Source organism: Ensifer sp. M14 (assembly GCF_003355565.1).
Taxonomy (GTDB): domain Bacteria; phylum Pseudomonadota; class Alphaproteobacteria; order Rhizobiales; family Rhizobiaceae; genus Ensifer.
Genome location: NZ_QJNR01000004.1, coordinates 2,659,715 through 2,671,867, shown reverse-complemented (window position 1 = coordinate 2,671,867; position 12,153 = coordinate 2,659,715). Strand labels below are relative to the sequence as shown.

Genomic DNA, 12,153 nt, shown 5'->3' with positions numbered 1-12,153 from the left:
GCTGGCGTATCGGGACACCTTGCACGTTCCGCTGCCGGGCGAAACAGCGTTCGGTCGAGCCCACAACGCAAACTCTTTGTCGTCCCCAGCGCGCAATCCACGAGCGAAAGCCCGCGCGGCCCGCAAATGGCCTCAAAATCAGCGCAGCAGTCGTCGGTTAGATACGATCATGGCGTTTTCGTACTTCTAGATACACCTAATTTACGATACCCTTAATTTCCTCTAGCCATACGCCGCAGGAGGGGCTTGCCCCCTTGGAACGGAAACTCGCAGTTATCCTCGCTGCCGATGTCGCTGGCTATAGTCGCCTCGTCGCGACCGACGAGGAAGGTACGCTTGCGACGCTTGGCATCTATTGCGCCACGATCGGCGATCTCGTCGCCGAGCATGGCGGGCGAGTTTTCAGCACTGCCGGCGACAGCGTCGTTGCCGAATTCCACAGTGCCGTCCAGGCCGTGCGCGCCGCCGTTGCCATCCAGCGCGCCCTGCAACGCCGTAATGCCGATCTGGCGCCGGAGAAACGCATGGAGTTCCGCATAGGTATCAATCTCGGGGATGTCGTGGTGGAGGGGGCCAATCTGCTCGGTGACGGCGTCAATGTCGCAGCACGGCTGCAGCAGGTGGCTCGCCCCGCCGGCGTCTGTATCTCGGGCACACTGCATGACCAGATCGAGGGCAAGCTCGACTTCCCGATGGTCAAGCTCGGCGAGCAGACGCTGAAGAACATGCCGCGGCCGGTGCTCGTGCACAGTGTCGACTGGCGCGAGGACCCGACGGGCCCCGATTTGCCCGGCATGCCGCTCCGGTTGCCGGACAAGCCGTCGATCGCCGTGCTTCCCTTCGTCAACATGTCAGACGATCCCGGCCAGGACTATTTTGCCGATGGGCTCACCGAAGACATCATCACCGGGCTCTCGCTCTGCCGCTGGTTCTTCGTCATCGCCCGCAACTCCTCCTTTGCCTACAAGGGACGCGCGGTCGACGTGAAGCAGATCGGTCGTGATCTCGGCGTGCGCTACATCGTCGAGGGCAGCGTCCGCCGGTCGGGGAGCCGCGTGCGCGTCACCGGGCAGCTGATCGAGGCCGAGACCGGCGTGCATCTCTGGGCGCAGCGCTTCGATCGAGAGGTGGCCGACATCTTCGCCATCCAGGACGAACTCACCCAGCATGTCGTCGCCGCCATAGAACCGGAAATCCTGATCGGCGAAAACCGCCGGGCGCTCCTGCGCGGCACCGAAAATCTTGATGCCTACGAGTGCCATATGCGCGGCACCCTGCTGCACAATGCCCAGGACACGGCCGCACATTTTGCCGAGGCCATCGACTGGCACCGCCGCGCGATCGCGCTCGATCCGGACTTCGGCCGCGCCCATATGATGCTGGCGCGCTCGCTCTACGCCCGATGTTTCTTCGGATTCAGCGACGATATCGACCGCGACAGGGCCGAACTGCTTGCCGCAGCCGAGCGCGCCATCGCGCTCGAAGACAGGGATTCCTATTCGCACTACGTCATGTGCCTTGCCAATTTCGCAGCCCATCGCCCGCATGCGGCCGTTGCCGAGGCACAGCAGGCTATCGATCTCAACCCCAATCTCGCATTGGCCCATATGGCGCTCGGCTGGGCCCGCATTTTCGTCGGCCGTTTCGCCGACGCGCTCGATCCGCTGCACAAGGCCTTGCGGCTGAGCCCGCACGATCCGCTGACCTACCTCTTCCTCAATCGGATTGCGCTTGCCCATTACCATCTCGGCAATTACGAGGAGGCGCAGCACCATGCCGAACGCGGGCTCCTGTTGCGGCGCACCTATTTCAACCTGGTCGTGCTGCTCGCGTGCCTCGGCCAGCTCGGACGCACGGAGGATGCCTGCAAGCTCGTCGACGAGGCGGTCGCCAACGCTCCCCTCGATCTTCCGCGCTACTGGCAGATCTTTACCGCCTATGTCGACCCCGCCGATTACGCGCATTTCACCGACGGGCTGCGCAAGGCGGGCCTGCCTGCCGTTCCGTGAGGCGCCATGACCCGTGCGCAACAGCTCGGCGTCGTGATCGGTCTGGCCGTCGTTGCCGTCCTGACATTGCTGCGCGCCAGCGACCCGCAACTCTTGAAGCAAGGGCGCGACGTTACCTTCGATGAATATCAACGGCTGTCCCCGCGCGCCTACGAGACCATGCCAGTCAAGGTCGTCGATATCGACGAAGCGTCGCTGCGCGCCTTTGGGCAATGGCCCTGGCCGCGAGACCGGCTGGCGAAGCTGACCGACAGGCTGGTGGAGATGGGAGCGTCGGCGATTGCCTTCGACATCCTGTTTGCCGAACCGGACAGGCTGTCGCCGCGCAACGTGCTGCGCGACGTGCCCGAAATCGATCCGTCGCTGCTCAAGCGCCTGCCCGACAATGACGAGGTCTTTGCCAGGTCGATCACGGAAAGGCCCGTCGTCCTCGGCTTTGGCCTGACCAATGAAGGAAGCTACCTGCCGCCGGTCAAAGCGGGCTTCGCCTTCACCGGCGAAAGCCCCATTGGTGCGCCGCCGCGCATCCGCGCCGCCACGCCGATTCGACCGCAACTGGAGAGCAATGCCGCAGGGCTCGGCCATATCAGCCTCAACCCCGGTGGCTCCTCGGCCGTCGTGCGCGCGGTGCCGTTGTTCTTGAGCGACGGTCAGCAGCTCTACCCCAGTCTTGCGCTGGAGGCGCTGCGCGTGGCGCAAGGCGGCTCAACCTATGTGTTGGCCGGGGCGCCCGATGTGCCGGATACGCTGACGGCTGCAAAGATCGGGGATTTCGTCGTGCCGGTGACCGCTTCCGGCGAACTCTGGCTCTATGTCAGTCCGGATACGACCGAGCGCTATGTCTCCGCCCGGCGCGTTCTCGAGGATGCCGATGTATCCCCCGATATCGCTGCCGCGATCGAAGGCAGCATCGTGTTCATTGGCACGTCGGCCGCCGGTCTGCAGGACGTGCGCACGACGGCGCTCGGGCAGAACGTTCCCGGTGTCTCGCTACACGCCCAGATCGTCGAGCAGATCCTCTCCGGCCGCTATCTCTCGCGTCCGGACTGGGCCAATGGGCTGGAAATCCTGTCGATTGCGGTTGCCGGCTGCCTGCTCGTGCTGCTGACGACCTTCGTCAGTCCTATCGTGGCGCTTGCCTGCGGCCTGGCGATCACGGCGCTGGCGCTCGTCGCGTCCTGGGTTGCGTTCTCCTATGCCGGGCTGCTGTTCGATCCGCTGGCGCCCATCCTGGCGGCGTCCATCACCCACTTCTCGGCGACGGCCTTCCGTTTCCTCGTCACCGACCGCGAGCGCCGCGAGGTCCGCCAGGCCTTCGGCCGCTATCTTTCTCCCTCGCTGCTCTACCGGATAGAGCACAACCGCAACGCCCTTCGCCTCGGTGGCGACGATCGCGAGCTTACCGTGATGTTCGTCGATGTGCGCAGCTTCACCGAGATCAGCGAGCGCATGGCGCCGACCGATGTCGTTGCCTTTCTCAACACGCTGCTCGATGCGCTCAGCCGGCATGTGCTTGCAAACGAGGGCACGCTCGACAAATTCATCGGCGATTCGATCATGGCATTCTGGAACGCACCGGTCGATGTCGCCAACCACCCGAGAAAGGCGCTGCGCGCCGCACTTGGCATGCGCGAAACCCTGGCGCGGCTCAATGCCGACGACGCCTTCGGCTTCGGTGCGGCGCAGGATGTCGGTATCGGCATCGGCATCCATACGGGGATCGCCTGCGTCGGCAACATGGGCGCCGAGACGCGCTTCAACTATTCGGCTGTCGGCGACACCGTCAACATCGCCGCCCGCATCGAGGCAGCCTGCAAGGACGTAAGCTTCGACATCCTGGTATCCGAGGCGACGGCGCAGGCCTTGCCCGGCTGCGCATTGCTGGAAGCAGGCGCCCTGGGGCTGAAAGGAAAGACGACGCGGACCCGGCTGTTTGCCGTTGCGGGCGACGAAGACGTCGCCGCATCGCCCGATTTCGGCGAATTGCAACACCTTCATTCAAGACTGGTCGAAAACCTGCGTGTGCGCACGTCGGCCAGCCGCAGCCTTGCCAACGCCGCCAAGCTGAAGGGAGCGACCATCACGCCCGGCCTGGTGAAGTTCTACGGCAGGATCACCCGTCGCTCCGACCATTTCGCCGAAGTCCCCGCCGATCAGGCCAGCCGCATCGCCGAATAGCGATCAATCATCGTCGTTGTCGCGGTCGCTTCGATCGCGGTCACGGCCGCGGCCGCCGTGGCGATCATTGTTTCCATTGCCATGATCGCGATTGGCGCGCTCTCCGCCGCCGTCATTGTCATTGCCGCCACCGCGCCCGGCGCCGTCGGAACCAGCAGAGCCGTGGTCGTCGCTTTTATCGCCACGACCACCACCCTGCCCGCGATCCCCGGCGCGATCCTTGTCGTCATGTCCATGCCCCTTGTCCCGGTCCGGTTTATCGCGGTCCGGCTTGTCCCGACCGGGTTTGTCGCGATCCGGTTTCTCGTGATGGGGCTTTTCGTGATGCGGCTTTTCGGCGTGCGGTTTTTCCGATCTGGGTTTCTCCGGCTTGGGCTCCTCGCGCTCGATCGGCGCCTGCTGTGGCGCGACCCGCGCCGGCGGACGCTCGATATCCTCGCGAACCGCGGCCTGCAGCCCGCAGCCAGCACCGACTGCGCCGATCGTGCCGGAAAGCCTCTGACCGCCGGACAGGAAAGGCAGGGCCTGCGCATTGCCGAGGCTGCGCAATGTGCGCTGGCTTACGCGCGCCGCCCGGCTGACCCCACCGCCGGGTGTGGCAACGACACAATCGCAGCGCCGCGTCAGCTGCCGGCAACCACCGGCGCCGCAAAAGCTGGCTGCACCATTCAGCAGCACGACCGCCGTCGTGCCGTCGCGCCCCACATAGAAATCGAACGCCGTGCCACGCACGCCGATGGTGCCGGCCGGCGTGACGATTTCGTAGGCCGAATGTTTGGACTTGCCGCTCACCCAGCGAAAGGTGCCTTTGGCGGCCGTGATCGTCAGCTTCTTCACCGACTTGGTGCCGTCATAGACGAATTGGTCGATGACCACGGAAGAGCCCCAGCCGACGGCGAGCTTGGTCCCGTCCTGAAAGACGAACTGGCCAAGACCGGACTTTGACGTCCGGATCCGTTCGTCCCGGTAGACCGGGTCCCTGACCGCCAGCGGACCGCTCGCACCGGACACTTCGGTCCTGATCGAGACCGCCCGACCGACGGGTTCGGCCGCAAAGCTCGTGGCAGGAAAAAGAAGCATGGCACGAAAAGCGATAAGGGCGGCACCACGCAAACGCGACATGGCCCCCTCCAAACGTCAATTGATATCATGCGGCAGGCTGGGGTGTCTTCTCACCCATTCGGGGTAACCGGTCCGCAACCAGAACTCGCAGGAACTAATCCCTCCCGATTGCTCGCGCGAGCACCGAATCCCCGGGAATGCCCACAGCGCCGAGTTTTCCGGCTCGGAATCGCCATGCGCCAGATACAATGCCAACTTGAAAAATCAACGGACGGTCAGAAGAAGGATGAGACGTAAATGCTGACAGCGAGCCCCATCGCCATCAAAGGCAAGCCGACGCGCGCGCGGCTGACAGTGAGCGGGGTCAAGCCAGCCGCGATCAGGATCACGATCGAGGCCAGCCCCGTGCCGATATACGCAGCCTTGCTGTCGTACCTCCACCGTCCGGCCACCGGTCCCTCGCTACCCCAGGGATAGCAATCGCTCTGAGACCCGGGCAAGCTGCAAGGACTGCCTTGCATTGCATCGAGAACATCTGAGATGAGCAGAACCGTGAGCGCCGCGATCACGACCTGCGCCATTAACTCGAGTTTCGTGGGTCGTCGTATCATGTCGTTTGCCCAATCCGATGCTGGCGGCGCCATTTCCGTTCCTCCTTGGCCCAGTCGGCCGCCATTGTCGGCTGTTCAATAGAGCTGGAATCAATGACGGCAAAGATGCAGCAGCACCGGTGCGGCAGCAAGCTCCAGTTGTTCGTCCTCGAATTTCGATCGCACATGCGCCCGAAGACCGCCTCTCCCCATTGGCTGGCAAGATCGGCCAGCTACGTGCGCAAGCCGTCACGACAGGGCCGGTAAATCCCGGAAAATTCCGCAAGATTCGTTTCCCTTTTGTACTCATTCCCCCTTTATTTTCGTTAGGACTCTGTCCATATTCCCGCCATGGCCCAGGATCCGAAGAAGTCTGCAAAAAACTCCCCCAGGAAATCGACAGTGCCCGGCGGCTTCGAGGAAGCCCCGCAGGCGCCGCTGTCGGGAACGCCGCTGTCCGGCAACGTCTCCGATTGGGTGAAACAACTCGAGGCGGATGCCGAAGCCTCGGCCTTCGAGAGCCAGCGCGAAGTCGCCTCCAAGGCCGGCAAGCACCGCAAGAAGGTGGAAATCGCGGCGAAATCGGCCGCAGGCCGCAAGCCCGAAGGGGCGTCCGAGCCAATGCGAGGTCCCCGCGACGCCGGAGGCGCGCAGCCGAAGAAGGCTGGAGCGAAGGCGCAAAGCGCCGACAGCGTGAGCGGAAGAACGTCCCGCGGCACGTCGATGGGCGGCACGACCGACCCGAAGACGCGCGCGGCGGCCGGCCTCAACCCGGTCGCAGGCCTCGACGTTTCGCTAGAAGATGCCGATAAACTCTCCACCTCGGGCGTCACCGCCACCGTCGAAGCACTGTCGGCGCTGATCGAGAGCGGCAATCCGCTGTTCAAGGACGGCAAGCTCTGGACGCCGCATCGCCCTGCCCGGCCGCCGAAATCCGAAGGCGGCATCGAGATCCGCATGGTCTCCGACTATGAACCCGCCGGCGACCAGCCGACGGCGATCGCCGATCTGGTCGAGGGCCTTGCCTCCGGCGAGCGCAGCCAGGTGCTGCTCGGCGTCACCGGCTCGGGCAAGACCTTCACCATGGCCAAGGTGATCGAGGCGACACAGCGCCCCGCCGTCATCCTCGCGCCCAACAAGACGCTGGCCGCCCAGCTCTATTCCGAATTCAAGAACTTCTTCCCCGACAACGCGGTCGAGTATTTCGTCTCCTACTACGACTACTACCAGCCGGAAGCCTATGTGCCGCGCTCGGATACCTTCATCGAGAAGGAATCCTCGATCAACGAGCAGATCGACCGCATGCGCCACTCGGCCACCCGCTCGCTGCTCGAGCGCGACGACTGCATCATCGTCGCCTCGGTCTCCTGTATCTACGGTATCGGCTCGGTCGAGACCTATACCGCCATGACCTTCCAGATGAGCGTCGGCGACACGCTCGACCAGCGGCAATTGCTGGCCGACCTGGTGGCGCAGCAATACAAGCGCCGCGACATGGATTTCCAGCGCGGCTCGTTTCGCGTGCGCGGCGATACCATCGAAATCTTCCCGGCCCACTTGGAGGATGCCGCGTGGCGCATCTCCATGTTCGGCGACGAGATCGACGCCATCACCGAGTTCGATCCGCTGACCGGCCAGAAGACCGGCGACCTGAAGTCGGTCAAGATCTACGCCAACTCGCACTATGTCACCCCGCGCCCGACGCTGAATGGCGCCATCAAGGCGATCAAGGAAGAGCTGAAGCACCGGCTCGCCGAGCTGGAAAAAGGCGGCCGCCTGCTCGAAGCCCAGCGGCTGGAGCAGCGCACCCGCTACGATATCGAGATGCTGGAAGCAACCGGCGCCTGCGCCGGCATCGAGAACTATTCGCGCTACCTCACAGGCCGCAATCCCGGCGAACCGCCGCCGACGCTGTTCGAATATATCCCCGACAATGCGCTGCTGTTCATCGACGAGAGCCACGTTTCCGTCAGCCAGATCGGCGGCATGTATCGCGGCGACTTCCGCCGCAAGGCGACGCTGGCCGAATACGGCTTCCGCCTGCCCTCTTGCATGGACAACCGCCCGCTGCGCTTCGAGGAGTGGGACGCCATGCGCCCCGACACCGTCGCCGTTTCGGCCACCCCCGGCACCTGGGAAATGGAGCAGTCCGGCGGCGTTTTTGCCGAACAGGTCATCCGCCCGACCGGCTTGATCGACCCGCCGGTGGAAGTGCGCTCGGCGAAAACCCAGGTCGACGACGTGCTTGGCGAAATCCGCGAGACGGCGGCTGCCGGCTACCGCACGCTGGTGACGGTGCTGACCAAGCGCATGGCCGAGGACCTGACCGAATACCTGCACGAACAGGGCATTCGCGTCCGCTACATGCACTCCGACATCGACACGCTGGAGCGCATCGAGATTATCCGCGATCTGCGCCTGGGCGCCTTCGACGTGCTCGTCGGCATCAACCTCCTGCGCGAAGGCCTCGACATTCCCGAATGCGGCTTCGTCGCCATCCTCGACGCCGACAAGGAAGGTTTCTTGCGCTCGGAAACTTCGCTGGTGCAGACCATCGGCCGCGCCGCGCGCAACGTCGACGGCAAGGTCATCCTCTATGCCGACCAGATCACCGGCTCGATGCAGCGCGCCATGGACGAGACCAGCCGCCGCCGCGAAAAGCAGATGGCCTATAACGAGGCCAACGGCATCACCCCGGAATCGGTGAAGGCGAAGATCTCCGACATCCTCGATAGCGTCTACGAGAAGGACCACGTGCGCGCCGACATTTCGGGCATCGCCGGCAAAGGCTTTGCAGACGGCGGCCACCTCGTCGGCAACAACCTGCAGGCGCACCTCAACGCGCTGGAAAAACAGATGCGCGACGCCGCCGCCGACCTCGACTTCGAAAAGGCTGCCCGCCTGCGCGACGAGATCAAGCGCCTCAAGGCCGCCGAACTGGCTGCCATGGACGATCCGATGGCACGGGAAGAGGCGAAAGCTATCGAGGGCACGGACAGAGCGAAGCGCAGCGGACAAGCGTCCGCCGCCGGTCGTCCGGCGCCCCGTGCGGAGGCCAGCCCGAAGGGCGGAGCGGCCGCGAGCACAGGACAAGACGACAAATCCCTGTTCCAGAAACCGTCACTCGACGACATGGGCCCAGGCACCGACACCGAACGCCCGCTGTTCCGCAAGCCCGACCTCGACGAAATGGGCCGCGACGTGGCGACGCCCGCCAGCCGCAAGGATGCCGAGGGCCAGTCGCTCTTCCGCAAGAACAGCCTCGACGAAATGACCGTCGGCCGCACCGAAAAACCTGTCATCGGCAGGGTGCCGGACAAGCCGATCATCCGCGCCAAGCCGGGCGTCGGCTCCTACGAGGACCCGGTCGACGAGAAGCGGCAGAAGGGGCGAACCAAGGGCAAGACGGGGCGGCCGGGGCGTTGATCACTTTCCCAGCACCTTCGGTGATCGGCTAAGCGTTCCGGATCTCACGCAGTTCTGCTTCGTAACGCAGTCTCCCATCGGCGTCGACCCCGGGGTACTTCAGAAGATCTACTATTATGTCTTCACCTATTCTACGGTGAATTAATGTTTTCTTCTGCTTTATCTTACTCCAAAAGCTATAGGCATCCAAGGGATCCCCAGACATCAAGTAATAGCGCGCCCAAAGGCCATTTTGAATGTCAGATCGGATTCCTTTAAATCTCTGACTTAACCTTTCAAAGCCCTTTTTCGCCTCGTCCAGATTGCGTGTCCTAATAGCTGTCGTAATGAACTGGGTAATAACTTCAAACTGTGGATGCTTGTCGAGCTCCATCGCAGATTTCGCTGCGGAAAACGCCTCATCAAGCTTGCCTTGCCCCAAAAGAATGGTCGAACGCCGATGCTCAACTCTCGCCTCATCCTCGACTTTGCTTAACTTGCTTAACAGCAGTTCAGCATCCTCAAAACGCTCCTCGGCGACAGCTACCTTAACTTCGAAGTCAATTACATATTTGTTATCTGGATCTGCCTCACGCGCGCGTTGGAGGTGCACAGCGGCCCCCTTAAAATCATTCTCTTCATAAAGACATTGACCAAGCTCTCTATGAATTGCCGCCCCTCCCATGCCAAGAGCGATTGCCTCGCTGTACCGTTTCGCCGCATTCGCCGTATCTCCCTTCTTCCGCAATAAGAATCCCTCAAGGAATCGTGCCTCCTTCATACTTTTTTTCTTGACAGATTCTATGGCAAACTCAGCATCGGAGTACATCTCCCGCTGCGTGTAAGCGCGCGCAAGAAACTTGAGAATATCAAGATGCCCAGGCCTCATTTCCAGCGCCTGCAAACCTATCTCAATTGACCGTTCATAGTCTTGGCTGTGGTAGAGTTCTTGTTGAATATTTGTTAGATCACTGACCATATGGAACAGATCTCCACGACTCCGCCCCGAAAGTATGTATGATTTATACCGAGCACGAACGAGAGAAAGAGGTATATCTTCGGAAAACCCGCCGTTCTCAGATTTATCTTCTAGATAACTATCAATCTGCTTAGCTATCCTATCAAAAGGAATGCTTAATTTACCGAATACTTTATGAGTAACCTCCTGAATTGGGTCAGCCACTGAATAATATCCACTTGGCATAACCGAAACAATTGCCAAATCGACCAATTTCATCATCTCGATATCAACCTCATCTTGATTGATCGAAAGAGAACCCCCGATGACAGAGAGCGGCAACTCCTCAAACTGAGGCAATATCGATAATATAGACCTTTGAGTATCAGAGAACTTATTATCGTTCTCCAGCAATCTCAAGAACGACCCTTCGCGATAATCCAGGATGAACTTTCCGTTCCTGATCACCGCATCCTTTCCATACTCTTTGACAAGCTCAACCGCATAGTAGGCAGCCGGGGGATACCCCTTGACGCGCGACGAAAGCGTCTCGATCTCTGAGGACGACAAGGATAACTTTTCGCGCGCGGCGAGCTGCCGTATTAGCGTCCGCGTTCCCTCCTCACTCAACCTCTCTATTTTTACTGACGGCAGCATTAACCCCGGCTCAAGCGTTATTTGCTCTGGTTTTCTACGAGAAACGAGAACGACTCTCTGATCAATAGAATTAAATATAGATCTAATTATTTCTCGAATATCATCGTAGAATCTTCCCTCATCGTCGATCATTCCACCCTGATCATTAAGTATCAGCACCTCTCTATTGGCTTGCGCAATAGACATATAGTCAATTATAGCTTCTAGATTTTCAGATTCAGTCGACGAATCGGCGATAGAAAGTTCATTTATATAGAATTTCGGCTCCTTAACATCGCCATAGAGCGCCGATATTTTAACACGAATATCGGCGACACTGTCGCCCGGTTCAACATTCACGACAACAGCTCGCTGAAAGTCTAAGACATTCTGCACTACGCGCTTCGCCAAAGTCCGTCGACCAATCCCAGGCAGCCCCCACAGCGCAACAATACCCGGAGGCCTATGCTCAGATGGCGTCATCTTTTCCTCAACTTGCTCGAGGCTGCGGCCACGACCAATGAAAAGATCAGGAACCGATTCACTACGAACACGATTGATGTGATCTTTAATCATCCTAGCCGCTGCAGCAGGATGATCGAGCAAAGGGGTATTGATGGACTTCAGCCAAGTGGGAAGCTCATCAAAGGTTACCGACGAATCGAGGCGCACTCCCACTGCGCGTGCAAGCTTCTTCTCAAGGAGGCGCTCCGCGGCTTGGTCCAGCTCAAAATTGACCCAAAAACTATCTAATGACGCACGCGATATGAAAAAAACAAAGACGACGCTTTTATCGAGTCCCTTAAGAATCTCATTTTTGAAATCCTCTCCGTGATCAAATGAGAAATCTTGATAGGTGACAAATTCGCGGTGCAAAGACCTCGCCACTTCAGAAACGAAAGCACGATCGACGGTAGAGTGAGAGAGAAACGCCTTCATAAATCACCATGTGAACATACAACCAGTATTAGCTGTATTTTTAGTGTGCACCCCTAAACAAATGCTCAATGTAATCGAAAGTGACAAGGTGACAATCTAAGTGGTGCGACTGCCCCACCTATCTCACCAGCTATTTCAAATAGTTGCCCAGCTCCCTACTCCGCCGAGTACGCCTTAACCTCCAGCACCTCCGACGCGCGGGCGTAGGTTTCCATTTCATATATCTATTCGATCATCCTCACCTGCTCTTCGGTGGTCCTAGTCACCTCGGCGATCTTGCGGGGCACAAGCTGGGAATCGAGCCTAACACGCCCACCTTGGGCCGGTGGAAGAGACGCTCGGCTGCACTCCAATTCAAGGATGCGGGCCGACCTCG

The 12,153-nt window shown here is 60.4% G+C and carries 6 protein-coding genes; 3 read left to right on the top strand and 3 right to left on the bottom strand.

The features are described 5' to 3' along the window. Positions 1-254 precede the first annotated feature (254 nt). Positions 255-2,009: an adenylate/guanylate cyclase domain-containing protein gene (locus BLJAPNOD_RS12850; protein ID WP_115420090.1), complete on the top strand. Its 1,755-nt coding sequence runs from the start codon at positions 255-257 to the stop codon at positions 2,007-2,009. Positions 2,010-2,015: 6 nt separating this feature from the next. Next, complete coding sequence (locus tag BLJAPNOD_RS12845) at positions 2,016-4,187, top strand: adenylate/guanylate cyclase domain-containing protein (RefSeq protein ID WP_115420089.1); 2,172 nt, start codon at positions 2,016-2,018, stop codon at positions 4,185-4,187. A 3-nt stretch (positions 4,188-4,190) separates the two neighbouring features. On the opposite strand, the gene BLJAPNOD_RS12840 is transcribed toward BLJAPNOD_RS12845, so the two are convergent. Continuing rightward, the gene (locus tag BLJAPNOD_RS12840; protein ID WP_244611019.1) at positions 4,191-5,267 is read right to left on the bottom strand and encodes a FecR domain-containing protein; all 1,077 of its coding nucleotides are present in this window, start codon (positions 5,265-5,267) and stop codon (positions 4,191-4,193) included. 257 nt (positions 5,268-5,524) lie between these two features. Further along, positions 5,525-5,893: a hypothetical protein gene (locus BLJAPNOD_RS12835; protein ID WP_115420087.1), complete on the bottom strand. Its 369-nt coding sequence runs from the start codon at positions 5,891-5,893 to the stop codon at positions 5,525-5,527. Positions 5,894-6,190: 297 nt separating this feature from the next. On the opposite strand from BLJAPNOD_RS12835, the gene uvrB reads away from it, so the two are divergent. Next, positions 6,191-9,265, top strand: a complete 3,075-nt coding sequence (gene uvrB, locus BLJAPNOD_RS12830) for an excinuclease ABC subunit UvrB (RefSeq protein ID WP_115420086.1) — start codon at positions 6,191-6,193, stop codon at positions 9,263-9,265. Positions 9,266-9,293: 28 nt separating this feature from the next. On the opposite strand, the gene BLJAPNOD_RS12825 is transcribed toward uvrB, so the two are convergent. Further along, positions 9,294-11,777, bottom strand: a complete 2,484-nt coding sequence (locus BLJAPNOD_RS12825) for a toll/interleukin-1 receptor domain-containing protein (protein ID WP_115420085.1) — start codon at positions 11,775-11,777, stop codon at positions 9,294-9,296. Between the last annotated feature and the right edge of the window lie 376 nt (positions 11,778-12,153).